At 54.5% G+C, this 25,230-nt stretch carries 25 protein-coding genes and 3 tRNA genes; 21 read left to right on the forward strand and 7 right to left on the reverse strand.

Going from position 1 to position 25,230, the window contains the following annotated elements:
• Positions 1-113 precede the first annotated feature (113 nt).
• From ACFQDM_RS17435 to gltX, 3 genes are all read left to right on the forward strand, one after another.
• Positions 114-1,025 (forward strand): Gfo/Idh/MocA family protein, encoded by a 912-nt coding sequence (locus tag ACFQDM_RS17435; RefSeq protein WP_377381425.1) that lies wholly within the window; start codon positions 114-116, stop codon positions 1,023-1,025.
• A gap of 40 nt (positions 1,026-1,065) precedes the next feature.
• Entirely contained in the window at positions 1,066-2,730 is a 1,665-nt protein-coding gene (locus ACFQDM_RS17440; protein WP_377381428.1) for an NAD+ synthase, read from the forward strand.
• A gap of 96 nt (positions 2,731-2,826) precedes the next feature.
• Positions 2,827-4,185: a glutamate--tRNA ligase gene (gene gltX / locus ACFQDM_RS17445; RefSeq protein WP_377381430.1), complete on the forward strand. Its 1,359-nt coding sequence runs from the start codon at positions 2,827-2,829 to the stop codon at positions 4,183-4,185.
• A gap of 5 nt (positions 4,186-4,190) precedes the next feature.
• Here gltX and ACFQDM_RS17450 read toward each other — a convergent pair whose 3' ends face one another.
• Positions 4,191-4,751, reverse strand: a complete 561-nt coding sequence (locus ACFQDM_RS17450; RefSeq protein ID WP_377381433.1) for an LOG family protein — start codon at positions 4,749-4,751, stop codon at positions 4,191-4,193.
• A gap of 94 nt (positions 4,752-4,845) precedes the next feature.
• On the opposite strand from ACFQDM_RS17450, the gene ACFQDM_RS17455 reads away from it, so the two are divergent.
• The gene (locus ACFQDM_RS17455) at positions 4,846-6,687 is read left to right on the forward strand and encodes an ABCB family ABC transporter ATP-binding protein/permease (RefSeq protein ID WP_377381436.1); all 1,842 of its coding nucleotides are present in this window, start codon (positions 4,846-4,848) and stop codon (positions 6,685-6,687) included.
• Positions 6,688-6,696: 9 nt separating this feature from the next.
• Positions 6,697-7,704, forward strand: coding sequence for a phosphatidylserine decarboxylase (locus ACFQDM_RS17460; RefSeq protein ID WP_377381439.1), 1,008 nt, complete (start codon positions 6,697-6,699; stop codon positions 7,702-7,704).
• Here ACFQDM_RS17460 and ACFQDM_RS17465 read toward each other — a convergent pair.
• Positions 7,701-7,910 (reverse strand): DUF2842 domain-containing protein, encoded by a 210-nt coding sequence (locus tag ACFQDM_RS17465; RefSeq protein ID WP_377381441.1) that lies wholly within the window; start codon positions 7,908-7,910, stop codon positions 7,701-7,703. The two genes, ACFQDM_RS17460 and ACFQDM_RS17465, sit on opposite strands and share 4 nt — an antisense overlap.
• A gap of 80 nt (positions 7,911-7,990) precedes the next feature.
• Between ACFQDM_RS17465 and ACFQDM_RS17470 the strand changes: the two genes are divergently transcribed.
• The gene (locus tag ACFQDM_RS17470; protein ID WP_377381443.1) at positions 7,991-9,034 is read left to right on the forward strand and encodes a COX15/CtaA family protein; all 1,044 of its coding nucleotides are present in this window, start codon (positions 7,991-7,993) and stop codon (positions 9,032-9,034) included.
• On the opposite strand, the gene ACFQDM_RS17475 is transcribed toward ACFQDM_RS17470, so the two are convergent.
• Positions 9,031-10,059, reverse strand: coding sequence for a hypothetical protein (locus ACFQDM_RS17475; protein WP_377381446.1), 1,029 nt, complete (start codon positions 10,057-10,059; stop codon positions 9,031-9,033). The genes ACFQDM_RS17470 and ACFQDM_RS17475 overlap by 4 nt on opposite strands.
• A gap of 20 nt (positions 10,060-10,079) precedes the next feature.
• Here ACFQDM_RS17475 and rplM point away from each other — a divergent pair, with 20 nt between their 5' ends.
• From rplM to argC, 3 genes are all read left to right on the forward strand, one after another.
• Complete coding sequence (gene rplM / locus ACFQDM_RS17480) at positions 10,080-10,547, forward strand: 50S ribosomal protein L13 (protein ID WP_377381448.1); 468 nt, start codon at positions 10,080-10,082, stop codon at positions 10,545-10,547.
• Between the two features lie 3 nt (positions 10,548-10,550).
• Positions 10,551-11,036: a 30S ribosomal protein S9 gene (gene rpsI, locus ACFQDM_RS17485; protein ID WP_377381451.1), complete on the forward strand. Its 486-nt coding sequence runs from the start codon at positions 10,551-10,553 to the stop codon at positions 11,034-11,036.
• A gap of 66 nt (positions 11,037-11,102) precedes the next feature.
• Complete coding sequence (argC, locus tag ACFQDM_RS17490; protein ID WP_377381454.1) at positions 11,103-12,158, forward strand: N-acetyl-gamma-glutamyl-phosphate reductase; 1,056 nt, start codon at positions 11,103-11,105, stop codon at positions 12,156-12,158.
• Positions 12,159-12,171: 13 nt separating this feature from the next.
• Here argC and ACFQDM_RS17495 read toward each other — a convergent pair whose 3' ends face one another.
• Positions 12,172-14,091, reverse strand: a complete 1,920-nt coding sequence (locus ACFQDM_RS17495; protein WP_377381456.1) for a PHA/PHB synthase family protein — start codon at positions 14,089-14,091, stop codon at positions 12,172-12,174.
• 80 nt (positions 14,092-14,171) lie between these two features.
• Here ACFQDM_RS17495 and ACFQDM_RS17500 point away from each other — a divergent pair, with 80 nt between their 5' ends.
• From ACFQDM_RS17500 to ACFQDM_RS17555, 12 genes are all read left to right on the forward strand, one after another.
• The gene (locus ACFQDM_RS17500; protein WP_377381458.1) at positions 14,172-14,501 is read left to right on the forward strand and encodes a hypothetical protein; all 330 of its coding nucleotides are present in this window, start codon (positions 14,172-14,174) and stop codon (positions 14,499-14,501) included.
• Positions 14,502-14,532: 31 nt separating this feature from the next.
• Complete coding sequence (locus ACFQDM_RS17505; protein ID WP_377382493.1) at positions 14,533-15,732, forward strand: LL-diaminopimelate aminotransferase; 1,200 nt, start codon at positions 14,533-14,535, stop codon at positions 15,730-15,732.
• A 5-nt stretch (positions 15,733-15,737) separates the two neighbouring features.
• Positions 15,738-17,024 carry a homoserine dehydrogenase gene (locus ACFQDM_RS17510; RefSeq protein WP_377381459.1) on the forward strand — a complete coding sequence of 429 codons (1,287 nt, stop codon included), beginning with the start codon at positions 15,738-15,740 and terminating at the stop codon, positions 17,022-17,024.
• A gap of 20 nt (positions 17,025-17,044) precedes the next feature.
• Positions 17,045-17,998: a class II fructose-bisphosphatase gene (gene glpX / locus ACFQDM_RS17515; protein WP_377381462.1), complete on the forward strand. Its 954-nt coding sequence runs from the start codon at positions 17,045-17,047 to the stop codon at positions 17,996-17,998.
• A 7-nt stretch (positions 17,999-18,005) separates the two neighbouring features.
• On the forward strand, positions 18,006-19,793 hold the full coding sequence (gene recJ, locus ACFQDM_RS17520; RefSeq protein WP_377381464.1) for a single-stranded-DNA-specific exonuclease RecJ: 1,788 nt from the start codon (positions 18,006-18,008) through the stop codon (positions 19,791-19,793).
• Between the two features lie 56 nt (positions 19,794-19,849).
• Positions 19,850-19,924: transfer RNA gene (locus tag ACFQDM_RS17525), tRNA-Glu, on the forward strand.
• 81 nt (positions 19,925-20,005) lie between these two features.
• Positions 20,006-20,527 carry a cold-shock protein gene (locus tag ACFQDM_RS17530; protein ID WP_377381466.1) on the forward strand — a complete coding sequence of 174 codons (522 nt, stop codon included), beginning with the start codon at positions 20,006-20,008 and terminating at the stop codon, positions 20,525-20,527.
• 77 nt (positions 20,528-20,604) lie between these two features.
• Positions 20,605-21,138, forward strand: coding sequence for a DUF192 domain-containing protein (locus tag ACFQDM_RS17535; protein WP_377381468.1), 534 nt, complete (start codon positions 20,605-20,607; stop codon positions 21,136-21,138).
• On the forward strand, positions 21,135-21,572 hold the full coding sequence (locus ACFQDM_RS17540; RefSeq protein WP_377381470.1) for a PaaI family thioesterase: 438 nt from the start codon (positions 21,135-21,137) through the stop codon (positions 21,570-21,572). Before ACFQDM_RS17535 ends, ACFQDM_RS17540 begins: the two co-directional genes overlap by 4 nt.
• A gap of 44 nt (positions 21,573-21,616) precedes the next feature.
• Positions 21,617-21,693, forward strand: a tRNA-Pro gene (locus ACFQDM_RS17545).
• Between the two features lie 19 nt (positions 21,694-21,712).
• Positions 21,713-22,021, forward strand: a complete 309-nt coding sequence (locus ACFQDM_RS17550; protein ID WP_377381473.1) for an ETC complex I subunit — start codon at positions 21,713-21,715, stop codon at positions 22,019-22,021.
• An 8-nt stretch (positions 22,022-22,029) separates the two neighbouring features.
• Positions 22,030-22,106, forward strand: a tRNA-Arg gene (locus tag ACFQDM_RS17555).
• Between the two features lie 7 nt (positions 22,107-22,113).
• On the opposite strand, the gene metC is transcribed toward ACFQDM_RS17555, so the two are convergent.
• From metC to ACFQDM_RS17570, 3 genes are read right to left on the reverse strand one after another with little or no spacing between them, the layout of a single operon-like run.
• On the reverse strand, positions 22,114-23,286 hold the full coding sequence (metC, locus tag ACFQDM_RS17560) for a cystathionine beta-lyase (RefSeq protein ID WP_377381476.1): 1,173 nt from the start codon (positions 23,284-23,286) through the stop codon (positions 22,114-22,116).
• Positions 23,283-24,134 (reverse strand): sulfurtransferase, encoded by an 852-nt coding sequence (locus ACFQDM_RS17565; protein ID WP_377381478.1) that lies wholly within the window; start codon positions 24,132-24,134, stop codon positions 23,283-23,285. Before ACFQDM_RS17565 ends, metC begins: the two co-directional genes overlap by 4 nt.
• Positions 24,135-24,151: 17 nt before the next feature.
• Positions 24,152-25,153, reverse strand: coding sequence for a cysteine synthase A (locus ACFQDM_RS17570; RefSeq protein ID WP_377381481.1), 1,002 nt, complete (start codon positions 25,151-25,153; stop codon positions 24,152-24,154).
• Positions 25,154-25,230 lie beyond the last annotated feature (77 nt).

The following is a 25,230-nucleotide window of genomic DNA, read 5'->3' on the forward strand; positions in this document are numbered from 1 at the left end:
TCCCTATGGGGATTTGTTCCAATCAACTGTGTAGGAATATGCAATAGAGTGTGATTGGGTTCCCGTGACGGGTGCTGATACTGCGCATCGGACTGATTCAGTGGAGTAGATTCATGGATGCCTTGAAGGTTGGCGTCGCCGGTGCTGGCGTTTTCGGAAATTATCATGCGCAGAAAGCTGCGGCATCCGCACGTACCAAACTCACAGGCATATTCGACGTCGATATCAACCGCGCGGAAGAACGCGCATCAGGTTTCGGCGTGGCCGCATATTCACAGTTTGAAGAACTGATCGAACAAAGCGATGCGATTATCGTTGCGGTCCCGGCGACATATCATGCTGAACTGACCGAGCAGGCGCTGATCGCTGATCGGCATGTGCTTGTTGAAAAGCCATTAGCATTGCGAGCAAAAACGGCGCGTCGTCTCGCAGGTGAAGCCATTACGCGTGGAAAAATCCTACAGGTCGGACACCAGGAGCGGTTCGTTGCCAAAGCCATGGGGATGTTCCGGATCGAGGAAGCGCCGATCCTGATGGAATCGGTTCGCTACTCGCCACCTTCGCCTGAAGGGCGTGCAGGCGACGTATCCGTCATCTGGGATCTGATGATCCATGATCTCGATCTGGCAGGCTGCCTGATTGAAGGACGCTTCGAAGGCGTGAAGGCGAAAGGACGGAAAATCCATTCCGATCACCTTGATGTGGCCGAAGCCGAGTTCAGCTATTCAAGTGGCGCGAAAGCCATTCTGAAAGCGAGCCGTGCGGCAGAGGCGCGCGAGCGAACAATGCGTGTCGTATACCCGTCGGGAGAAATCAGCGTCGACTTTCTGACGCGCGAAGTGATTAACACGACCCCGTATGACATTCAGGTGGATGTCTCAGCAACACTGCCGGACCCGCTGGGCGCGGCCGATGAGAGCTTCTTTTCGGCATGCCTTGGTGAAACCAATAGCGCCATTCCGGGGCATGGTGCCGTGACGGCTGTCGCCATGGCGGAGGCAGCAGAGACCATCGCCCTTGTGTGATGGGGCTTGCTCTTTTCCGCTCTGAGTGTATTGCGCCCTTATGGATAAGACCCTCAAATTTACAGTTGCGCAGCTTAATCCGGTTGTCGGCGATGTTTCGGGCAATCTCAAGCTAGCTGAAGACGCGCTTGCGAAAGCAAGAGAAGACGGTTCGGATATCGTCGTCTTCAGCGAGCTTTTTCTATTGTCTTATCCGCCAGAAGATCTCGTTCGGAAGCCGGCGGTGCTGGACGCTTGCGAAGCCGCCATTCAGTCACTTGCAAGTCAGCTCGGTCCGAACGATCCGGCTGTTCTCATCGGTGCTCCGGGACGTGCGGAAATCGGCGTCTTTAACAGTGTCTTCCTGCTGCGAAATGGTCGTGTCGAGAAACGTTTCGATAAACACGAACTGCCCAACTATGGTGTGTTTGACGATAAGCGCGTTTTCGTTGAGGGGAGTGCAGATGATCTGTGCTTCGATCTCAAGGGCAAGAAAATCGGCGTCGCCATCTGCGAGGACATCTGGTTCAAGAACATTCCTTCCCGAATAAAAGAGGAAGGTGCAGACTTTATGCTGGCGGTGAATGCGTCGCCGTGGCGTCGAACCATTCATAGAGAGCGACGTACAGCTTTTGCGATCTGGGAATGTGCCGAGCTGCCATATCTGTTCATCAACCAGTTCGGTGCTCAGGATGAACTGATTTTCGACGGTGCGAGCTATGCCTGGACGGAAGGTGAACGTCACAAATGGCTCTTTCCAGATTTTGAGCCGGGCGTTCGAACCATTTCTTATGACTTCGAAACCGCGACCTTCGACGGGGATTCAGAGCAAGGCCCGCTTGAGGGGTCTGCCGCAGACTATCAGGCAGCCGTTCTCGCACTTGGCGATTATGTTCGGAAGAACCGCTTTAAAGGTGTTCTGATTGGTCTGTCTGGCGGTATTGATTCCGCCCTCGCAGCGGCGATTGCCGTCGATGCGCTCGGCGCCGACCGCGTCTGGTGTGTCATGATGCCGTCGAAATATACCAGTGATCACAGCCTTGAAGATGCCAAGGCATGTGCAGAGATGCTGGGTGTGCGATACGACACGATTGGTATCTCGCCTGGCGTTGACGCATTGGAGCATATGCTGGGTCCCGCGTTTGAAAACCAGCCCCACGACCTGACAGAAGAAAACATTCAGTCGCGGCTTCGCGGCGTGACCCTGATGGCATTGTCCAACAAGTTCGGACAGATGGTTGTCACGACCGGAAACAAGTCTGAGATGGCGGTTGGCTATGCAACGCTCTATGGCGATATGTGTGGTGGCTATAATCCGCTGAAAGACTTCTACAAAACAGAAGTGTTCGATATTTGCAGGTGGCGGAACGAAGGCCATGCGAAAGGCCTTAAGGGGCCGCAGGGGCGTGTGATCCCGGAACGGATCATCACCAAGCCGCCGAGTGCTGAGCTTCGCGAAGACCAGAAAGATGAAGACAGTCTTCCCGCTTATGAGGTGCTCGACGATATCCTGCGGGGGTTGGTCGATTACGAACTGTCGGTGGAGGCAATTTGTGCGCGCGGGCACGAGTTGGAAACGGTCAAGCGGATCGAGCACTTGCTGTATGTTTCTGAGTATAAACGTCGACAGGCGCCACCAGGCCCGAAAATCGGTCCAAGAAACTTCGGACGTGACCGGCGTTATCCGATTACATCAGGCTGGCGCGACCGGAATTTCGAATCTTGAGCATAACAATTCTTGCGTTGAGCGCAGAAAAGCTGTTCTAGCCGTCTATTCAATCAAACCCGGGCTGTTCTGGCCTGAACCAATCGAGCTGAAGTGATGACAACACCCATCGTACGATTTGCACCTTCTCCAACTGGCCGACTGCATGTCGGTAATGTGCGCACCGCGCTCATCAACTGGTTGTTTGCGAAGGGGCAGGGTGGTCAATTCCTGCTCCGCATAGACGACACAGACCTTGAGCGCTCAACCAAGGAATATGAAGACGGGCTTCGTGAAGACCTCACTTGGCTCGGACTTTCCTGGGATGACACGTTCAATCAGTCAGCCCGTTTCGAAAAGTATGACGCGGCCGTTGAAGCGCTGAAAGAAAAAGGGCTGCTGTATGCGTGCTACGAGACGCCGGAAGAACTCGAGCGCAAGCGCAAGATCGCGCTGAGCCGAGGTCGTCCGCCAGTCTATGATCGTGCAGCTTTGAACCTATCTGCCGAAGAGGTCGCCGCTTTTGAAGCAGAAGGTCGCAAACCGCACTGGCGCTTCAAACTGTCTGGCAACCGCGTTGAGTGGAACGATCTCGTACGTGGGCCGCAAAGCATCGACACAAGCTCTGTATCCGACCCGATTCTTGTGCGTGGTGACGGAAGTTATCTCTATACCTTGCCGAGCGTTGTCGACGATATTGAGTACAACATCACGCATGTCGTCCGTGGCGAAGACCACGTCACGAACTCTGGCGCGCAGATCGAGATTTTCATGGCGCTGGGCGGAAGTGCACCTGACATGGCTCATACGCCATTGCTGATCGGTGCCGACGGGCAGGGGCTTTCAAAGCGTCTCGGTTCTCTGTCGATCAATCAGTTGCGCGCCGAGGGTTTTGAACCGATGGCGATCGCTTCTCTGCTCGCAAAAATCGGGACAAGCGATAACGTTGAGGTTCGCGAAAGCCTGCAACGGCTCTCAGATGAGTTCTCATTCGATAAAATCGGTCGCGCACCTGCACGTTTCGACGAAAAAGAACTGCATAAGCTGAATGCAATGCTGGTTGCGGACATGTCTATCGACGATGTGAAAACCCGCCTTGGCGGTATCGCTCAGCTCGAAGCATGCGATAACCTGCCTCTGTTCTGGGAAACCATTCGCGCCAATGTGACGACGGTATCAGAAGCTGCCGGATGGGCTGACATTCTGTATGGTGATCAATCCGGCATCGTTGATGACGAAGACAAAGATTTCATCGCCGAAGCACTGAAAGCTCTACCGGAAACGACGGTGACAGAAGAAAGCTGGGGTGAGCTGACCTCTCATCTGAAGTCAGAAACCGGGCGGAAGGGGCGCAAGCTCTTCATGCCGCTTCGCAAAGCGCTGACCGGGCAGGAGCACGGGCCTGAAATGGATCGAGTCCTGATTCTGATGGGCGCTGAGCGCGCTCGCGCACGCATGCAGGCCGCTCTGAACTAGTCGTTCTACTGCAGCTGAACGCAGCGATCTTCCAGTGCGTCGATTGCTGCGTCTGGCGTCGTCGTGTGGGCAAACTGCTCCAGGAACTCTTCCGGGGTAAATTTGCCTTTTACGATGTGGTCCATCAATTCGAAAAACGGTTTCCAGAAATCACCTTCGTCCAGAAAAGCCATTGGCTTAGCGTGCAGATTGAGGCGCGCCCAGGATAGGATTTCGACAGCTTCTTCGAGTGTACCAATGCCGCCAGGCAGAACGATAAAGGCATCGCTCTCTTCGAACATCATCTGCTTGCGTTCGTGCATGGTTTCCACGATGCGGTGCTCGACCGAGTCGAAGATCCGTTCCTTCGACAAAAGAAAACGCGGCATAATGCCGAGAACGTCGCCGCCTGCCTCATGGGCTGCAGAAGCCGCAGCCCCCATAAGACCCACGCCACCACCACCATAGACGAGACGATAGCCACGTTCAGCAAGACGAGAACCCAGCGCAGTCGCCAGGTCCAGAAACCGCTGTTCCACATCATTGGATGAGCCGCAAAACAGGCAAATCGACTTCAGTGCAGGCATCTCGTTTCCCGTTTCCTCAAGAAAAATGCAGAAATTGCATGGGCATGATTTGAACCGTCTGGCAAGTCAGCGGTCAGGAGACTATCTCAGACACATGAAGCATTTTTCAAGCGCAGACACCGATCAGATCGAAACGGCATCCGGTGGAATTCCTGCAGCCCTCAAGCGAGTGGCGCAGATCCTTCTCGAGAAAGACTTGGCGAAATGGCGCTTTCGGATTGTGGTTGCGATCGTCCTCACGATTGGTGCCAAGCTTTTGAGTGTGTCCGCGCCATTGTTCCTCGGCGAAGCCATCACTCTGGCGTCTCAACAGGACGTTGATGGCACCATCGTCAGTCTGATCAGCGCCATTGCGTTGTTTGCCGGTGTCCGATTCCTGTCGTCGGCCGTTCCGCAGATGAGAGATCTCATCTTCGCTCCGGTCAGTCAGGATGCTCAGCGCTTCATTTCCGTGAAGACGTTCGAGAAAGCTCAGTCGCTTTCGCTGAACTTCCACCAGACACGGCGCTCTGGTGCTCTGAACCGGATCATTGAGCGGGGTTCAAACGCTGTCGATGTGATTTTGCGCTTCCTCGTCTTCAACATCTCGCCAACGGTGATTGAGCTGATTCTCGCGGCTGGTGTCCTTGCTGTCGCCTACACACCCATCCTCTCTCTGATCGCGATTGCGACGATCATCGTCTACGTCATTTTCACTGGCATTGTGACCGAATGGAGAGCACGTCAGCGTCGTACGCTGAACGTGGCGGATACTGAGCTCCGCGCGCGTTCCATTGATAGCCTGTCCAATTTCGAGACCGTGAAGGCTTTTGCGGCTGAGCAAAGAGAAACGGACAATTTCGATCGAGCGTTCCGCACCTATTCGGACAATTATATTGAAACCGCCCGATCCCTGAGCCTTCTGAATACGGGGCAGGAGTTCATCATGAACGCCGGGTTGGGCGTCATGCTGGTGGTGACGGGCTGGCTTGTGGCGCAAGGCGAACTTGAAGTCGGCGCGCTCGCTGCCGTCTTTGCCATGCTGCTGAACCTGTACCGCCCTTTGAATATTCTTGGCTGGGGATGGAGAGAGATCAGACAAGGCGTGATCGATCTCGAAAAGGTGTTCGGCCTATTGTCGCAAAAGGCTGAAGTTGAGGACAAGCCGCATGCGGGCAAACTTTCTGATATTGAAGGCGCACTCGAATTTGATCATGTTTCCTATCAGCACGAAGGCCGTTCGGACGGATTGAACGATGTTTCCTTTGCGCTGACACCCGGTCAGCACCTTGCCATTGTGGGGCCGTCTGGCGCGGGGAAATCCACACTTCTGAAGCTCTTGTTCCGCTTCTTCGATGTCAGCAATGGCGCCGTCAGAATAGATGACACGGATATTCGGGACGTCACCCAAACCAGCTTGCGCCAGCAAATGGGACTCGTTCCGCAGGATGTGGTTTTGTTCAATGACACGATCCGGAACAACATTTTGTACGGCAATCCCAATGCCACAGAAGACGAGCTGCGCCTTGCTGCAGCGAAAGCACAACTGCTCGATTTCGTGGAAAGCCTGCCGCAGAAATGGGAAACACGTGTCGGCGAACGTGGTCTGAAACTTTCTGGCGGAGAAAAGCAACGTGTCGGTCTGGCGCGCGTTGTCGTGAATAACCCCAAAATTCTGGTCCTTGATGAGGCAACCTCTGCGCTCGATAGCCAGACGGAGAGCCTCGTGCAGCAAGCGATAGCGAATGCGTCAGCAGGTCGGACAAGTGTGACAGTCGCGCACCGTTTGTCGACCGTTATCCATGCTGATCAAATTCTGGTCTTGAATGATGGGCGAATAGTAGAACGCGGCAATCACGCCGAGCTTCTCTCGCAAAATGGGCTCTATGCTGATATGTGGAGAAAGCAGAGTAACACGGTAGCCGAGTATCAAAGTTTGGCAGTCTCAGAAGACTAGGGGAATACGATGGCGAAGAAGAATTCCAACTCTCTACCAATCTGGTACAAAGCGAAATTCGATCTTGAGGGTCTCGGTTTTGGTGGTCTTGCGCTCGCATTGGCCATCATTGTGAGTGGCATTCCACTGATCGGATGGCTTCTCTCATTGATATGCTGGATTGCGCTGGTCGCCATTCTGCTGGCTTCCAGAGATTCTGAACGAACCCCGCCCGACATGACAAAAGTCGTCGTGGCACCTTGCGATGGTATTGTGACCGATGTGGCAACAGTTGCGCCCCCTCGTGAGCTTCGCTGGGATGTTCCGGAAGTCTTCCGTATCCGCATTGCGTCATCCCCATTTACGGCAAACGGTATGCGTTCCCCGCTCAGCGGCTCCGTTGAGAGCTTCATTGAGGAAGAGGGCGCGCCTTCGGCGCTTGCTTCAGATCCAGATGAATCTGATTTGCGTGAAGCCTTCATTCTCGTGACCGGCGATGACGGTGTTGCAGGTGTTCGGCTCGCGACTGGTGGGCTTGGTCCACGCCTCGATATTGATCTGGAAGCAGGAGACAATGTCCGTATCGGTCGGAAGATTGGCGTTCGCCGTCTCGGAGGTTGGTGTGATGTATTTCTGCCGATAGGCGCCGAGACGCGGCTCCTGACGGGGCAGACGGTTATTGGCGGTGAAACGATTATTTCTTCGCTCGAATATGTGGCCTATGAGCACACACCTTATACGCCGCCTGCACCAACCGTTCCTGCGGAAATTGAAGAGCCTGTTGCAGAAGACTCTGTGCTGGAAACTGTTGCGCCGGATGTGGATCCTGCAGAACCGGAAAAAAGCGACAGCAAGGCGACAGCGATTGAAGTCGAGCCAGAAACGCCGGAAGTTCTAGATAGCGTCGCTCCGGATGCTGAGCCAGGCGACGTTGCAAGCGAGCCGGTTGAAGAAGAAAAGCCCGCTGTCGCGGAAGAAAAACCGAAGCCTAAGCGCAAGCCTCGTGCGCGCACCACGAAGCCAAAGCCGAAGGCTTAATCTGTTGGGCTGTCCTTCTGGGGTGCTTTGTTCATCCAAGACATCAGAGGCTTGAGCGGAAGCACCCACAGGACGCCAGCGATCGCGTAATACACAATCTGAAGCCAGCGCGGCAGACCGACGAGTTTGCCGCCGATCGTAGCGGCAATTGCCGCATAAACTGCGATAATGATGCAAACGGCCAACATGGCCAGGAACTTTCTCATAGCGCGCTCAGGAGCCTTTATTGGGGGCGGTGCGACAGAACCACACTTGCCAAATTGTGGTGTTCAAGCATTTAGAGCGCATGACTACTGAAATCCACACTGGTGATCCAGTTTTATCGACGAGTGCGCGGCGCTGGATGCGAGCGTGGTTGCTGCTCCTTGGTGTTCTCGTTTACGGAATGATCCTGATCGGTGGCGCAACACGTCTGACCGATTCCGGACTGTCCATTACAGAATGGCGACCGATCTCCGGCGCGCTACCGCCTCTGTCTCACGCTGAATGGCAGAGCCTGTTTCAACAGTATCAGCAGACAGCCGAGTACAAATTACAGAACGCCGGCATGTCTCTGGCCGAGTTCGAGTACATTTACTGGTGGGAGTGGGGGCACAGACTCTTTGGCCGGCTCATTGGTCTCATATCCATTATCGGCCTTATCGCATTTTGGCGACTTGGTTGGCTGAAGCAGGGGCTTGGCTGGAAATATATCGTTCTTATCGCGCTTGGTGGTCTTCAGGGGGCAATCGGCTGGTGGATGGTTGCAAGTGGCATTGGAGAGACGACTCGCGTGGATGTGGCTCCCTATCGTTTGATGACTCACTTCTGTCTCGCGCTTTTGATTCTCGTGATCATTCTTTGGTATTGGCTCGATCTTGGCCGAAAGGTGCAGGCAGCAAAGACGAATGCGTCGCTCGTGCTCGGTGTCTTCGCGGCTTTGATTTTCCTGCAGATGGCTTCGGGAGCGCTTGTCGCCGGGCTTGATGCCGGACGAACGTATACAGACTGGCCTATGATGGCTGGCGAGTTCGTTCCAACCGGCTACTGGCAGTCGGATCTTGGTATTCGCAACCTTTTTGAAAATGTTGCCACAGCCCAGTTCAATCACCGCATTCTTGCTTACGTGATTACAGTCGCTACCCTCTGGATTGCGTTCCAGTCATTAGCAGATCGGGCAAGAAATGGATTCGGTCTCGTTCTGGGATTGGTCGCGCTTCAGGTCGCATGGGGCATTTATACGCTTGTTCATGCGGCACCTTTGCCCCTGGCGCTGGTTCACCAGGGGCTAGGCGTCTTGGTGTTGTTGAGCTCGGTTCGAGCTGTCTGGCGATCAGCGCAGTCTTACTAATCGCTGGAGAGTGCTTCTTTGATGAGACCCAGATCGCTGTAAATGATTTGGGTCGAATCACCCTTCTGGTTTTCGATCGCTACGAAGCCGTTTGGCAAACCGCCGACTGTGCCGACAGAACTGACCGCAAGAGCGCCTGCTTCTTCCAGAGGGTGACTTGAAAGACCTGGAGCAAAATTGATGGACGCCATTTGTCCATCAAGATTCGATGCCATCACTTTACCGCCGGACAGGGTCATGATCGCGAACGCTGATTCTTCATCAGCCTGAAGGGCGACATGGGTTGGAACACCAGGCGCGTTGATCATCGTAGGTTCTTCGCCAACCTTCTGGATCGCTAGACCGAAGCCGCCACCCGTTGCGACGTATTCGCCATCGATGTCGCAGCTCGTTATATACTTCTCATAAGGAATGGTTGCGCCGCGCTGGTAGCTGATGGCGCCGTCCTCGTTTCGAATCTCTCCCAATACGAGCGTTGCCGGATCGAGCGCCGTCCAGTGCGCTGTTTGAAGAAGAGCTGAGCCATCATTTGCCGGCGCAGCGCACAGGCCTTTGATTTTGTCTTCCAGGCCGGGATTAAGCTCAAGTTCAATAGGCGCAACGAGGCCTGCACCATATGTATATAGTGTGAGTTCATCATTGGAGGCGGAAATTGCCGGGAACATACGAAGCTGAGCGTCTTCGATCGTAGCTTCGACACCGCTTCCGAAAGCGGCTGCGCCGTAAGGGCCATTTTGAGCGACCGGTGCGCCATCAACATCAATAAGTCGGACTTCGCCGCCAATGCCGATGAGTATCTGAACGGGCGCTTCATCCGAAATGGAAAAGCCGCTAAGTGATTCCGGTAAATCGGATGTTTGCCAGACGATCGGGACATTGATATTCTTCGTGCTGGAAACTTCAGATTTCTCAGAGCCGCTACCGCATGATGCTAGAATAAAAAATGTAGAGAATGCTGCTACTCGATTGACAAGTGAGTAAGTACGCTTTAGTGACGCGCGCTCTGCCATTTTAACAAACCTCAAGAAAGGCTCCGGGTGGAGCAATGAAAACCTATTTGGTCAAGTCTTCGGAAGTCGAAAACAAGTGGGTCGTGATTGACGCCACCGACGTTGTTGTCGGACGCCTTGCGTCATACATCGCGAAACGCCTGCGCGGCAAGCATCGCGCTGACTATACACCGCATGTTGATTGCGGCGATCATGTGATCGTGATCAATGCCGACAAGGCAGTTTTCACTGGTCGCAAGCGCCAGCAGAAAAACTATTACCGTCACACGGGTTACCCGGGCGGTATCAAAGAGCTTTCTGCTGATGCCATTCTCCGTGGACGTTTTCCTGAGCGTGTTATGAAACTCGCCGTTAAACGTATGATGCCACGCGAGAGCTCGCTCGCTCGTCAGCAGTTTTCAAAACTGCGCGTGTATGCTGGGTCAGAGCATCCGCACGAGGCGCAACAGCCTGAAGTGGTCGACTTCAAATCCATGAACTCTAAGAATCTGAAAGCGGCTTAACATATGTCTGATACCGTTGAGACCCTTGAAGATCTGAACACGCTGAACGGCGAAACCGGTGCAGTTGCTGATGCGACGCCTGTTGAGCCTAAGATCGACGAGTTTGGTCGTGCTTATGGCACAGGCCGCCGTAAATCTGCTGTTGCTCGTGTTTGGATCAAACCTGGCTCTGGCAAAATCACTGTAAACGGCAAGGACCAGGCTGAGTACTTCGCCCGTCCAGTGCTCCAGATGGTGATCGAGCAGCCTCTGAATGCTGCTGAGCGTCGCACTGAGTTTGACGTGATTTGTACAGTGAAGGGTTCTGGTCTGTCTGGTCAGGCTGGTGCGGTTCGTCACGGTATCTCACGTGCGCTCGTCGCTTATGAGCCAGGTCTTCGTGCTGTTCTGAAGCCTTACGGCTTCATGACTCGTGACCCTCGCGTCGTTGAACGTAAGAAGTATGGCCGTGCAAAAGCGCGCCGCAGCTTCCAGTTCTCGAAGCGCTAATCGCGACATTCACACGATTACCAAAGGCGCTTCGTACGAAGCGCCTTTTTTATTGGAGCAAATACCATGGGAAAGACAGCTCAGTTGAACGCTGCTGTGCTCGGAGCGAGCGGCTATACTGGAGCAGAGATGCTGCGCCTTCTGGCCATGCATCCCGATATGACGATTACAGCGGCGACGGCCAATTCTCTGGCGGGTCGACGACTGGAAAGTGTCTTTCCTCATCTGAATGGTGTGTTTGATGGCGAGATGGTCCGTCTGGAAGATGCAAATTTCTCAAACGTGGACATTGCCTTCAGCTGTTTGCCACATGGCACGAGCCAGGATGCGATCGCTGAATTACCGTCCAACTGTCGCGTCGTCGATCTGTCGGCAGATTATCGGTTTCGCGATGCTGACCTCTATGCTTCGGTCTATGGCCGCGAGCATCTGAATGCCGAAGCGACTCGGAGTGCCATTTATGGTCTGACCGAGTTTGCGAGGCTGTCTCTGAAGGATGCAGAGCTTGTTGCCTGTCCTGGCTGCTATCCAACCGCGACGCTATTGTGTCTTCTGCCGGTTGCCGCAGCAGGTGTCATCTCGAAGCAGAACATCATTATTGATGCCAAATCGGGTGTTTCCGGTGCAGGTCGCGGCCTCAAGGAAGGCAATCTCTTCTGTGAAGCTGCTGAAGGGCTGCACTCCTACGCCGTTGGTACGCACCGTCATGCTCCAGAGATTGAGCAGGAGCTCGCGACACGATTCGACGCAGACCTGACTGTAACCTTCACGCCGCACCTGGTTCCGATGACGCGCGGTGAGCTGGTTACCATCTATGCCGAATTGTCAGCTGGCGAGACTGTGGAAACCGTACACGCAGCGTTGAGCGAACAGTTCAAAGATGAACCGTTTGTGCGCGTCCGTCCATTGGGAGACCTGCCGCCCGACACGCGTCATGTACGCGGCACGAATCGTTGCGACATCGCAGTCTTCAAGGATCGTGCCGAAGGTCGCGTGATCATTATCGGCGCCATCGATAATCTGATCAAAGGCTCTTCCGGTCAGGCCCTGCAGAATGCAAATGTGATGTTTGGCCTGGATGAAACAAAGGGGCTCGACTTCCTTACGCCGCTCTTCCCGTAATGACGTGAGGCGCCTATTTCGCTGAGGCGCCCACACCCAGATCTTCAAGGCGCATCCGGACATAATCGCCAGGTGCGTCTCCGAGACCCGCATCCTTTACCTTGGGTGCCGCAATGCGATCGCCTGAGCGTTTCTCAAGCCAGTTCCCCCAATGCGGCCACCAGGACCCCTTGTGTTCTTCGGCTTGTTCCAGCCAGCTCTCGATCGAGTCGCCGAGGTCCGGGTTTACCCAGTGCTGATACTTTTTCGCGTCTGGATGGTTCACCACACCCGCAATATGGCCAGAGCCAGCGAGAACGAGTTCGCAGTCTCCGCCAAAGCGCTTTGCTGTGCGATAGACAGAACGAAATGGTGCAATGTGATCATCCCGTCCGGCCTGGAATAGGCAGGGGAGCTGAATGTCGGCAAGAGAGACCTTCTCACCCTGCACCTTGAACTGACCGTTTGATAAGTCATTGTCGCGATACAGACATTCCAGATACGTTTTGTGGGTCTTGCCCGGAATATTCGTCTGATCTGAATTCCAGTACAGCAGGTCAAACGGTTTCGGCGTTTTGCCGAGCATGTAATTGTCGATCACATAACGCCAGACGAGGTCCGCCGGACGCAGATAATTGAACGTCTCGCCCATATCTTCGCCAGCCATAATACCGTCATGCAGATCGATTCGGCTCTCGATATAGGAGAGGGCGTGCTCGTCGGTGAACACACGCAGATCGCCAGCTTCTTCGAAATCGGCCTGAGAGGCGAAGAAGGTTGCAGATTCAATATGATCCTCGCCATGTGTTGCCATATGCGCCAGCGCGGAGGAAAGCATTGTGCCGCCAATGCAATACCCAACGACATTGACCTTTTCGACGGACATGAGCTCGCACACTTTACGTGTCACATCATACGCACCGAGCTTCACATAATCGTCCCAGGTGACATCCTTCATAGAATGGTCAGCAGATCGCCAGGAAACGATGAACACAGAATATCCCTGACTGGTCAGCCAGCGGATCATTGAGTTCTCTTCTTTCAGGTCGAGAATGTAATATTTGTTGATCCAGGGCGGGAAGATGACCAGCGGTACTTCGAAAGTCGTCTCCGTCGTAGGTGCATATTGGATGAGTTCGAGAAGTTCATTCTTGAAAACGACCTTGCCGGGCGCCGTCGCTATATTCCTCCCGATTTCAAAGGCGCTGGCATCTGTCTGACTGATCAGCAGTCGGCCATGGCCGCGCGCAATATCCTTGCGAATGTTACGCAAACCCTGAATTAGGCTTTCACCGCCGGTTTCCAGCATGGCTCGAAGCGCCTGAGGATTGGTTGAGAAAAAATTTGTTGGGGAGAAAGCTTCTGCAGTTTGCCGGGCGAGGAAGGTGGCTTTGCGCCGTGTATGCTCATCAATTTCTGTCGATGCGGAGACCAGGCTAAGCATCCACTGACTGTTGAGTTCATATGATTTTCGGATCATCTCGAAGAACGGATTGGTGTTCCACTCAGGGTCCGAAAACTTCTTGTCAGCGCTGGGTTTTTCTTCGTGATGGGTCAGAAAAGAGCGCCATATGTTCAGGTGTCCTTCCCAGAGATTCATCTGTGCGGAGAACATTTTTTCAGGGTGCCGGGCAAACTCAGCACCAATCTTCGACCAGGCTTCGCCAAAGCCGAATGGATCTGCCGTTTGCGCGCCAAGCTGAGATTTCGCCTGATAGGATCCCATCGACATGAGGATCTGCTGACTCTCCAGCAGGGCATCGGAAAGATTCTTGGATAAGGCTTCCAGTTTCGCAGGGCTTGCCTCAGCAAGAATGTCGCTGAGACTCTTCGGTTTATCCGGCGCCTTATGAGTGTCGGCTGCCTTGTTCTGTGCAGAAGCCGAAGACTCATTGGCTGATTTTTCCGGCGCGTCAGCTGTCCCGGGAGATGGCTTGTCGACTTTCCTCGCCATTGTCTTTTGCCTCATTATGGCCCACGAGTAAGCATAATATCAGAATGAGATGACTAAAAGACTTAGCCGGAGACAGTTGCATGCGTTTAGTGCTTATTTTTGCCGCTGCTATGGGCGTGAGCGCCTGTCAGTCTGCGTCGTCCATTGCGAGTGCAACAGGCCCTGAATGGTTTGAAACACGAAGAGAGGCATTGGCCGGTTCGGACTATCCGGATCTTGAGCGTGTATCGAAGCAAAACTTCGAAGCAAACAGTCTGGCACCATGGGAATCCATGCAAAGAGATCTGGCGCGAGCGCAACGAGCGATGATCGCGGAGACAGGGCCGGTAGACTTTGTTTCCGCGGAAGAAATGCGCGCGTGGGCACGAGAGCAACAGCGTCTTGTCGCCCAGGGCGAAGAGCCTTACTAAAGCCGATCTCAAACAGAATTTTCAGAACATGATCCCGACTCAATTTCACAAAATCCGTCGCCTGCCTCCTTACGTTTTTGAACAAACGAACCGAAATAAAGCCGCCCTTCGCGCGGCTGGCGCGGATATCATCGATTTCGGAATGGGCAACCCGGATCTCCCGACACCGCCTCATATCGTTGAGAAGCTCGTCGAGACCGCTCAGAAGCCGAAGACGAACCGCTATTCCGCATCCCGCGGTATCCCGGGACTGCGCCGTGCACATGTAAACTATTACAAACGCCGCTTCGGTGTGACACTCGATGCTGATCGCGAAGTCATTGCGACTCTCGGGTCGAAAGAAGGATTCGTGAACCTTGCGCAGGCGATGACTGCACCTGGCGACGTGATTCTTGCGCCGAACCCTTCTTATCCAATTCATTCCTTTGGGTTCATCATTGCAGGGGCTACCGTCCAGCACGTGCGAGCCTTATCTCCTGAAGAGTATTTGTCCGGCCTAGGGCGGGCAGTGCGCTACTGTGTTCCCGCGCCGACCGCGATGGTTCTTTGTTATCCCGGCAATCCAACATCGCATGTCGTAGACCTCGATTTCTACAAGGAAGCGGTTGCTTTCGCGCGTAAGCATGAGCTCTGGATCCTGTCGGATCTCGCCTATAACGAGATCTACTTCGGAGATCCGCCTCCATCCATTCTTCAGGTCGACGGCGCAAAGGATATTTGCGTCGAAACGACCACACTCAGTAAAACCTATAATATGGCTGGCTGGCGCGTCGGCTTTGCGGCGGGTAATGAGCGCCTCATCGGTGCACTCGCACGCGTGAAGTCTTATCTGGACTATGGCGCCTTCACGCCGATTCAGGTGGCAGCTTGTGAAGCACTGAACGGCGATCAAACCTGCATTGACGAACTGCGCGCAACATATCGCTCGCGTCGTGATGCACTGGTTGAATCCTTCGGGCAGGCTGGATGGGACATACCGGTTCCAGATGCGTCCATGTTCGCCTGGGCGCCGCTGCCGGAATCAGTCCGCCATATGGGATCACTGGATTTCTCACTGGCCCTTTTGAATGAAGCACATGTCAGCGTTGCTCCTGGCATTGGGTTCGGTGAACACGGGGAAGGGTATGTTCGCATCGCCCTGGTCGAAAATGAGCAGCGTATCAGGCAGGCCGCGCGCAATGTGCGTAAGTTCTTGTCGAAGTACAGCGACCAAAAGACCGCAACAGGATAGAAGACATGACAACTCTGAAACTCGGCATTGCTGGTCTCGGCAATGTGGGCGTAGGTCTTATCGAAAGACTCGTTGAACAGGAAAAACTCCGGCTCGGCGGGGTCGTCGAAATTGCAGGCATCAGCGCCCGAAATCGGTCGCGCAAACGCCCGGTCCCGATCGATCCGTATCCATGGTTTGACGATCCGGTCGCGCTTGCCAAAGATGACAATGTCGACGTTTTCGTTGAATTGATCGGCGGCTCGGACGGTCCGGCAAAGTTGGCCGTCGAAGCGGCACTCTCACTTGGAAAGCCCGTTGTTACGGCGAACAAGGCCCTGATCGCTGAGTATGGTGAACAGCTCGCCAAACTGGCCGAAGAAAACAGCGCGCCACTGCTTTTTGAAGCGGCTGTTGCCGGTGGCATTCCGATTGTCCGTGCTGTGCGTGAGTCGCTCGCAGGTGCAGAGATCAAGTCTGTCCGTGGCATTCTGAATGGCACGTGCAATTATCTCCTGACCGAAATGCTCAACACTGGCGCACCGTACGCTGACGTCCTTTCTGATGCTCAGAAGCTCGGGTATGCCGAAGCTGATCCATTCCTGGATGTCTCTGGCACCGACGCGGCTCACAAGATCGCCATTCTGGCGACGATAGCTTTTGGAGTTCCACTGGATTTCTCAAAAATCAGTCTGAGCGGCGTTGATACAATCCAGCTTAAAGATCTCCAGTTCGCCAAAAAGCTCGATCACAAGATCAAGCTGATTGCCGAGGGCGTGAACACTGAGAATGGTGTTATCTGCCGGGTAGAACCGGTTCTCTTGCCGATGAAGTCGCCTCTCGCTCAGATTGACGGGCCATTGAACGCCGTGATGGTCGAAACGGTTCACGCCGGACCAATGACCTTCACAGGCCCTGGTGCGGGCGCAGGTCCGACAGCCAGTGCGGTGCTTGGTGACATCTCTGCTTTGATTGCCGGCGATAACCGTAAGGTGCTCGGTCATGATGTTGGATCGCTCAATACGACTCTGTGTGCGCCTGAAGATGTCTCGAAGTCTGAGTCGAAGTATCTCATTCGCGTCGACCTCGCTGACCGTGCCGGCGCATTGGCCAGCCTGACCGACGCTCTTGCTGTGTCAGATGTTTCCGTCGACGAGTTACTTCAGGATTCGGCTGGCGATCAGGAGTATGCTCCGATTGCGATCAAGACCCACAAATGCACCTACGCCGCTGTGCATGATGCCAAGAAACGTATCGATTCACTTCCTGCGGTGGTTGACCCAGCGCGAACGATCCGTATCGAAGCAGGGTAAGTTTCAATCACGGGGCGATCATGCCTGAACGATTCATGGACCCAATTCTTGCCAACGCAATCATCCGCGCAACCGAGGCCGCAGCAATCGCGGCCTTCGATCTTGCGGGACGTGGAGACGAACAGCAGGCCGATCAGGCAGCTGTCGACGCCATGCGTGAAGCCCTCAATCAGATACCGATGCAGGGGCGCATCGTTATCGGCGAGGGCGAGCGCGATGAAGCACCCATGCTTTACATTGGCGAAGAGGTTGGCACGGGCGACGGCCCGGAAATCGACATTGCGCTAGACCCACTCGAAGGAACGACGCTGACAGCAAAGTGCATGCCGAATGCGCTTTCTGTGCTCGCAATCGCGCCTCGGGGCGGCATGCTGCATTCGCCTGACGTTTATATGGACAAGATTGCGGTTGGACCGGGTTATGAGCCGGGCCTTGTCACCCTGGATCAGTCGCCGAGTGACAATGTGCTTGCTCTGGCAAAGGCCAAAGGTGTCGCGCCTGAAGATATCAGCGTCTGCATTCTCGACCGTCCGCGCCATGAGAAAATCATCGAATCATGTCGATCAGTGGGCGCACGAGTCGTCCTGATTACGGATGGTGATATTGCCGGTGTGATCAACACGACAGACAAAGCGACCGGGATCGATATGTATCTTGGTCAGGGCGGCGCACCTGAAGGCGTTCTCGCTGCGTCTGCCATGAAATGTATTGGCGGCCAGATGGAGGGACGTCTCTTTTTCCGCAATGAAGACGAGAAAGCACGAGCCGCCCGCGCCGGAATCAAGGACTTTGGCCGGATTTATAAACTGGATGAGATGGTTTCACTGCCAACGGTATTCTGTGCCACAGGCGTAACACGTGGCGGTTTGCTGGATGGTGTCATTCGAAAGGATGGCCGCGTTGAAACCGAAACGCTCATCATGACGTCTTATGATGGGGCGACACGTCGCGTCAGGACCAGCCGTCCGCTATAACAATAGCATGAATGCTGAAAACGAATCACGTGTCTCGAATGACCGAACGATTAGCTGTCGTGGTCTTTACTGGAACGGACCTGCCTTAGACCCGGAATCTGTATCCACCTTCGCCCGCGAAAGTGGACTTGATGACACCCTGAGTGCGTTGCTCCTGTCTCGCGGCGTATCTTCGGCCGATGTCGATGGGTTTCTGAACCCAAGCCTGAAGGCACTCTTTCCGGATCCTTCCAGCTTTGCGGATATGGATAAAGCGGCCAGCTTGATCATTGACGGTTTGCTGTCGGGAAAGCGTATCGCGGTATTCGCGGATTATGATGTCGATGGCGCGACCAGCGCGGCGCAGCTGATCAAGTATTTTCGCCACTTTGGGCAAGAGCTCGTCCTTTACGTGCCGGACCGTATCAAGGAAGGATATGGGCCTTCTGCGGATGCATTTCAGCATCTGAAGGATGAAGGGCTGGACCTGGTCATCACTGTCGATTGCGGCGCCGCTGCGCTCGATGCGCTTGCGCATGCGGATCGTATCGACCTGCCTGTCGTCGTGCTGGATCACCATCTGATGCATGGAGCCGTTCCGGCCTGCGCAGCGCTCGTGAATCCAAATCGACCTGATTGTGCGTCGGGGCAGGGGCATCTGGCAGCAGCAGGCGTCGTGTTCGTGCTTCTTGCCGCGCTGAACCGTGAACTTCGCAAAAGAGGCAAAGCACCATCCGAGCTGCCGGACCTCTTCTCGTTTCTTGATCTGTGCGCGCTGGGTACGCTTTGCGATATGGCACCTCTGAAAGGCGTGAACCGAGCCTTCGTGGTGCAGGGGCTCAAAATCCTTCAACGCGATGAAAGTGTCGGCTTGCTGGCGCTCTCTCAGGTTTCAGGGCGAAGCGCGCCGCGCAGCGTCACCGATCTTACTTTTGGTATAGGGCCGCAGATGAATGCTGGCGGACGAATCGGTGATCCCTGGCTAGCAACGCGTCTTCTTGCGTCGGAGCGCATGGATGAAGCTCTTGGTATCGCTGAACAGCTCTTCTCGCTCAACGAAATCCGCAAGCAGGTCGAGCACGACATTCTGCAGCAAGCGCGTCACCAGATCGAAAATACGCTGGCAGAGGCACCTGACACACAAATCCTCGTTGCATCAGGGGAAGGCTGGCATCCGGGAGTGATTGGTATCACGGCAGGCCGTCTGAAGGATGAGTTTCATCGCCCCGTTATCGTGATCGGCTGGGGAGAGGAGTTCGGTGAACTTGCAAAAGGGTCAGGCCGCTCTGTTCCTGGTATCAATCTCGGCAGCGCCATTTCGAAAGCTGCTGAGGCAGGCATTCTTGCCGCTGGCGGCGGACACGCCATGGCTGGCGGCCTGAGCGTTGAACGCAATCGAATCGATGAACTGCGGGGCTATCTGAATCAGAACCCAGAGTTATTCACAGAAGAATTGGCTCAGGCCCGCGAGGTCCAGATTGATGTCGACGTATTCGGATCGGCATTAGACATGAACCTCATCGAAATCATCGAAAAAGCAGGGCCATACGGCGCTGAATCGCCAAAACCACTGATCAGAATCAGGAATGCCCGGGTCGAATTTTCGAAAATCATCGGAAAAAATCACAAAAAAGTCCTGTTGCATGACGGGACCGGGAAAATCGACGCTGTTGCCTGGCGGGTTGATGGTCGCCCACTGGGTGATGTGCTCGTCAAAGACAACGTTATCGATGTGCTGGGCTATGTTGAACGCAACACCTGGCAGGGGCGAAGCAGTGTTCAGTTCGAAATTTTCGATGCAATTCACATAAAGTGAAAAATAGGGCTTGCATCCCAGAAAGCAGGTCTATATATCCCGGTTCTCCACCGAGCGCGCCCTTCGTCTATCGGTTAGGACGCCAGGTTTTCAACCTGGAAAGAGGGGTTCGATTCCCCTAGGGCGTGCCAACTTTCTCTTTCTCTCTGGTCATCCGAACAAGCTGTGCTAACCTTGGTCCATTGCGGACTTAGAGGGTAGTAAGTGGGGCTATGAAGGAAGGCTTTCCTGATCAGGAAGCCGAAACAACTGACACCGAAAAACTGGAACTTTCAGGCGTTGTGAAATGGTTCGACGCCGTCAAGGGGTATGGGTTCCTGACACCAGATCCGGCTCCCACGGTTGCACGTGGTGAAGACGTCATGGTGCATGTCAGTTGTTTGCGGCAGGCTGGATTATCATCAATGGTCGAAGGAAGTCGCTTGTCTTGCGTTGCAATCCGGCGTGAACGCGGCTTGCAGGCGGTTGAGATTCGATCCTACGAACCTGCAAAAATCGAGACGATCTCTTCCGGGGAAAGTGATCTCGAAACGGTGCAGGTGAAATGGTTTAACCGAGCAAAAGGTTACGGCTTCGTCGTGCGTCCGGACGAAGCCGAGAAAGACATTTTCATCCACATGGTCGCCGTCCGAAAGGCCGGTCTTGAAGACCTTCAGGAGGGTCAGCTGCTTCAGGCACAGATTCTTGACGGCCCGAAGGGCCAGCATGTCGAGTTTCTGAAGCTCGCGTCCTGAAGGCGACCAAGAGAAAGCACCATAGCCAGCAGCTGAGAATGCTTGCTGGCATTCGGCCTTCGCGCTAGGGATCAGTCATGAAATACGTCTTGCCGCTGTTGCTGTCATCCGGTCTGGTGTTTGGTGCGTTTGCCCAGGACCAGGCGCAATCCTTGCCGGAATCCGAACTTGTGATCGTCACGGACGACGCTGAGACGACGATCACCGTCGAACTGGCTGACGATCCAGACGAACTGGCGACGGGCCTGATGTACCGCGATGGAATTGCAGCGGATCGCGGCATGCTGTTTGACTTTGGTGATCCGCGTGAAGCCAATATGTATATGCGGAATGTCTCCTTCGGCCTGGATATGCTGTTTCTTGACGAAGACGGCGAAGTTCTGGCGATCGCACAACATGTTCAGCCTTACTCAGAGCGCCTCATCAATCCTGGCATACCTGTGAAAGGGGTTCTGGAACTTGCTGCAGGGCAGGTGAAAGCCTTTGCCATTGAGCCGGGCGATATGGTTCAGCATCCAATGTTCAATTCAGATGTGAGCGAAGACATCATCGATCTGGATGTCGTTGAGCCGGAATCTGACACGTCAGACATCGATGTGACAGACGAATGAGCGATCCGTCAGGCGACATAGAATTTGTGCCGCCAGAAGGCTTTTTTGCGGATGCAGGTCGCGGTCCGTTCACAACGCATAATGGCCCGATCTATCGCAAGGATGACGGCCAGACACTGGAAGTCGGACTTCATATTCTTGAGCGTCACTGTAACGGACTGGGCTTTTTGCACGGCGGTATGATTTCTGCCTTTGCCGATGGTGCGCTGGCCTGGGCCGTCTGGAAAGCAACCAAGCGCTCGTCTGTCACGATGCGTTTGTCACTCGATTTTCTGGAAACCGTCCGAATCGGTGATTGGCTGGTCGCCAAGCCCCAACACATTGAAACAAGGGGCGAAATTGTTCACGTGGAGGCAGATCTTCTGCGTAATAACGAACAAATTGCGGCCCATGCAGTGGGTGTTTTCAATCTTCTGCGCCGAAAAGCAAAATGACCCCTTGAGTTCGGCGCCAGACCGCATTATTCAGGGCGCCTCGTCGGAGTGTAGCGCAGTCTGGTAGCGCATCTGGTTTGGGACCAGAGGGTCGGGAGTTCGAATCTCTCCACTCCGACCATTAGATTTAGAGGTTAGGTATGGAAGCGCGTATCTACAGACCAGCTAAGACCGCCATGCAATCTGGCAAGGCAAAGTCGACAGACTGGATTTTGGAATACGTTACGCCGCCGTCCAGCCGGACCACAGACCCACTGATGGGCTGGGTTTCCAACAGCGACACGCGCTCTCAGGTAAAACTCACATTCGACACGCGCGATGAGGCAATTGCCTACGCAAAGCGTGAGAATCTCGTTTTCTCAGTGGAAGAGCCACGTGATGCCAAGCGCCTGGTGAAATCCTACAGCGCCAATTTTTCTGCGGACAGAAAACAACCCTGGACGCATTAGGTCGCTCCGGCCCCTTAGCTCAACTGGATAGAGCACCGGACTTCTAATCCGACGGTTGCAGGTTCGAGTCCTGCAGGGGTCGCCATGCGCGGCTACGACGCCATTCTGTCAAACGCCTGTCGCAGGTCAGCTTTCAGGTCATCGATTGATTCCAGCCCCACACTGACGCGAATGAGCGCGCCGCGGTCGCGGCTTTTCCAGTCCGGCGACTCGCTTCGTTTCAACTGAGGGTCACACGGGATCATGAGGCTTTCAAAGCCACCCCATGAAAAACCGAAACCGAAAAGCTCTAGCGAATCGAAAAAGCGCTTCAATGCAGGTTTTTCAGCGGGCTTGAGCGTGAAGCCAAACAGGCCTGAGGCGCCGCTATAATAGCGTGTCCATATCTCGTGATCGGGATGTGATGCCAAAGCCGGGTGGTGTACGGTTTCAACAGCTGGGTGCTTTTCCAGCCAATGAGCGAGGTCGATGCCTTTTTGCCCTTGTTCCCGGATCCGTAGTTCCAGACTGCGTAGACCACGCTGGGCGAGATAGACGTCATCGGGTGACATGGAAATGCCCCAGTCAGAGGCTGTTTCGAACAGGCGTCTTTCGAACGTCCGGTCGTTTGTCATGACAGCTCCGCCAAAGCCATCGGAATGGCCTATGACATACTTTGTCAGCGCCTGAACTGAAGCTGTGAGCCCCCAGTCCAGCGGCTTGAAAAAGACGCCCGCAGACCAGGTGTTATCAAAGATGGTGAAGATATTTTCCTGGCGTGCGAGTTCAACAATCGGTTCGACATCATGCAGCTCGAATGTGAGCGAGCCAGGCCCCTCCAGAAAGATGGCTTTTGTATTTGGGCGGATCAGGCTTTTGAGTTGTTCGAGATCTCTCGGATTGAAAAAGCTTGCTTCAACACCCATCGCCTTGAGACGTCGCTCGCAGAAACGCCGTGTGGGCCCATAGACCGAATCAGACGCGATCAAATGGTCGCCCGCTTCGACCGCGGCAGCGAGCGCAAGGGCGCAGGCATTTAAGCCGCAACTTGCCAGCTGTGTGTAGGACGCGCCTTCAAGTTCACTCATCGCATCAGAAAGAACCTGATGAGATTTCAGGCCCATTCGTCCGTACAAAGACTTTGTGCCTGAATAGAGTTTATCAACGTCCTCAGTGAGAAGCGTTGAGGCACGCTGAATGGGCGGATTGACGGCCCCATCAAACGCGTCCGCAGATCTTGCAGCGTGAACCAGTCGCGTCGAAAGTTTTTTCCCGTCAGCGCTCATGCTGTCGCGATATCCGGGTTCGGCTGCGAAGCCCAGTCCGTCCAGGAGCCATCATATAGTGCAGCATCATCGCGCCCCAATCGGTGCAGCGCCAAGAGTATGAGAGCCGCGCTGACGCCTGAACCGCAACTTGTAACAAGGTGCGGCGCCGACAAGTGCGATCCAAGAATGTCTTCGAGCTCTTGTTTGGATTTCAGGCAGCCTGAGCTGTCGACCAGTGTGGTTGCCGGTGTGCTGAAAGATCCCGGAATGTGGCCGGAGGACAAACCTTCACGAGGTTCTGGATCCTTGCCAGAAAAACGTCCTTCAGGACGCGCATCCAGAATGGTCGTTTGCTCGTCCGAAGAGGCCTGCTGGACCTGAGTGAAATTCTTCAGGAGCTGGTTCTGGAACCGAACTGTAAAGTGTCGTTCGCCTGGAATAGGCGGCATGTCGTCAACAGGGCCGCCTGACGCTTCCCATGCCTGCCAGCCGCCATCGAGGACCTTGATATCGGAATGTCCCATCACCCGGAACATCCACCACACGCGGGCAGAGGCCATAAAACCCGACCGGTCATAAACGACAAGCCTGTGCCCATCGCCAAGGCCCAGTTTTCTGACGCGGGAGGAAAACTTTTCGGGGCTCGGCAACATGTGCGGAAGGGAGCTGTCTTCGTCTGCGATGTCATCGATATCGAAATAGACCGCACCCGGAATATGCGCCTGTGAATAAAGACGCTTGGCAGCGCCGGGAGCAGAAGCCTCAGACCATGGCGGGATCCAGCTGGCATCAATGACGCGAATGTCTGGCGATTCCAGATGAGATTTCAGCCAGTCGGCAGAGACCATAGGATCTTCAATGGGCATGGCTTTTCCTTTCCGGTTTAGGCCATCCAGGGCGGAATAGGCAGATCTTTCGAGCGCAGGAATTCTGGGTTGTACAGTTTGCTCTGATACCGGTTACCATAGTCGCACAGCACCGTTACAATGGTGTGGCCAGGCCCGAGCTCTTTTGCCATTTCGATCGCACCGGCAATATTCACACCGGCAGAGCCCCCAAGGCAGAGACCTTCTTCCTGCACCATGCTGAACAGTATTTTCAGCGCGTCTGCGTCGTGAATACGATAGGCGAGGTCGACCTCTACATTTTCCAGATTGCCTGTAATACGTCCCTGACCGATGCCTTCGGTTATGGACGTCCCCTCGGATTTCAGTTCGCCATCCTTATAATAGCCGTAGAGCGCAGCGCCGCCCGGGTCAGCGATGCCGATCTTGATGTCCTTGTTCCGTTCCTTGAGCGCCATTGAAACACCGCCCAATGTGCCACCAGATCCAACGGCGCAAATGAACCCATCTACTTTCCCATTGAGTTGATCATAGATCTCTGGGCCGGTGCCCTCATAATGCGCTTTGCGATTTGCTGTATTGTCGAACTGGTTCGCCCAGATTGCTCCATTTGGTTCAGTCTCATTCAGCTCTTCAGCCAACCGACCGGAATAGCGCGCGTAATGGTTTGGGTTTGCGTATGGGACGGCGTCGACCTCAATCAGGGTCGCTCCCAGAATATTGATCGCGTCTCGCTTTTCCTGCGATTGGGTACGGGGGAAGACGATGACGGTCTTATAGCCCAACGCGTTTCCTACGAGTGCTAGCCCGATTCCGGTATTGCCTGCGGTTCCCTCGACAATGGTGCCGCCCGGACGAAGACGGCCTGACGCCTCGGCATCCCGGATAATGCCAAGTGCTGCACGGTCTTTGACGGATTGGCCGGGATTTAAAAACTCAGCTTTCCCGAGAATGGTGCAACCAGTTTCCTCCGATGCGCGTTTCAGCTTGATGAGTGGCGTATTGCCGATTGCGTCAACGACACTTTGGTGGATGGTCATCTTCAGCGTCTCCCTGTTTCCGTCAGACTAGTGCGAGTGAACGGCCCTATCAATGGAATTTACCAATCCAGAGGCGC

Origin of the sequence: Ponticaulis profundi, from assembly GCF_042659465.1 — a bacterium.
Classification (GTDB): domain Bacteria; phylum Pseudomonadota; class Alphaproteobacteria; order Caulobacterales; family Hyphomonadaceae; genus Ponticaulis; species Ponticaulis profundi.

Bases quoted from the DNA above. Each gene is read 5' to 3' on its own strand.
- ACFQDM_RS17435 (WP_377381425.1), top strand. From the start codon at position 114: ATGGATGCCTTGAAGGTTGGCGTCGCCGGTGCTGGCGTTTTCGGAAAT.
- ACFQDM_RS17440 (WP_377381428.1), top strand. From the start codon at position 1,066: ATGGATAAGACCCTCAAATTTACAGTTGCGCAGCTTAATCCGGTTGTC.
- gltX (WP_377381430.1), top strand. From the start codon at position 2,827: ATGACAACACCCATCGTACGATTTGCACCTTCTCCAACTGGCCGACTG.
- ACFQDM_RS17450 (WP_377381433.1), bottom strand. From the start codon at position 4,751: ATGCCTGCACTGAAGTCGATTTGCCTGTTTTGCGGCTCATCCAATGAT.
- ACFQDM_RS17455 (WP_377381436.1), top strand. From the start codon at position 4,846: ATGAAGCATTTTTCAAGCGCAGACACCGATCAGATCGAAACGGCATCC.
- ACFQDM_RS17460 (WP_377381439.1), top strand. From the start codon at position 6,697: ATGGCGAAGAAGAATTCCAACTCTCTACCAATCTGGTACAAAGCGAAA.
- ACFQDM_RS17465 (WP_377381441.1), bottom strand. From the start codon at position 7,910: ATGAGAAAGTTCCTGGCCATGTTGGCCGTTTGCATCATTATCGCAGTT.
- ACFQDM_RS17470 (WP_377381443.1), top strand. From the start codon at position 7,991: ATGACTACTGAAATCCACACTGGTGATCCAGTTTTATCGACGAGTGCG.
- rplM (WP_377381448.1), top strand. From the start codon at position 10,080: ATGAAAACCTATTTGGTCAAGTCTTCGGAAGTCGAAAACAAGTGGGTC.
- rpsI (WP_377381451.1), top strand. From the start codon at position 10,551: ATGTCTGATACCGTTGAGACCCTTGAAGATCTGAACACGCTGAACGGC.
- argC (WP_377381454.1), top strand. From the start codon at position 11,103: ATGGGAAAGACAGCTCAGTTGAACGCTGCTGTGCTCGGAGCGAGCGGC.
- ACFQDM_RS17495 (WP_377381456.1), bottom strand. From the start codon at position 14,091: ATGGCGAGGAAAGTCGACAAGCCATCTCCCGGGACAGCTGACGCGCCG.
- ACFQDM_RS17500 (WP_377381458.1), top strand. From the start codon at position 14,172: ATGCGTTTAGTGCTTATTTTTGCCGCTGCTATGGGCGTGAGCGCCTGT.
- ACFQDM_RS17510 (WP_377381459.1), top strand. From the start codon at position 15,738: ATGACAACTCTGAAACTCGGCATTGCTGGTCTCGGCAATGTGGGCGTA.
- glpX (WP_377381462.1), top strand. From the start codon at position 17,045: ATGCCTGAACGATTCATGGACCCAATTCTTGCCAACGCAATCATCCGC.
- recJ (WP_377381464.1), top strand. From the start codon at position 18,006: ATGAATGCTGAAAACGAATCACGTGTCTCGAATGACCGAACGATTAGC.
- ACFQDM_RS17530 (WP_377381466.1), top strand. From the start codon at position 20,006: ATGAAGGAAGGCTTTCCTGATCAGGAAGCCGAAACAACTGACACCGAA.
- ACFQDM_RS17535 (WP_377381468.1), top strand. From the start codon at position 20,605: ATGAAATACGTCTTGCCGCTGTTGCTGTCATCCGGTCTGGTGTTTGGT.
- ACFQDM_RS17540 (WP_377381470.1), top strand. From the start codon at position 21,135: ATGAGCGATCCGTCAGGCGACATAGAATTTGTGCCGCCAGAAGGCTTT.
- ACFQDM_RS17550 (WP_377381473.1), top strand. From the start codon at position 21,713: ATGGAAGCGCGTATCTACAGACCAGCTAAGACCGCCATGCAATCTGGC.
- metC (WP_377381476.1), bottom strand. From the start codon at position 23,286: ATGAGCGCTGACGGGAAAAAACTTTCGACGCGACTGGTTCACGCTGCA.
- ACFQDM_RS17565 (WP_377381478.1), bottom strand. From the start codon at position 24,134: ATGCCCATTGAAGATCCTATGGTCTCTGCCGACTGGCTGAAATCTCAT.
- ACFQDM_RS17570 (WP_377381481.1), bottom strand. From the start codon at position 25,153: ATGACCATCCACCAAAGTGTCGTTGACGCAATCGGCAATACGCCACTC.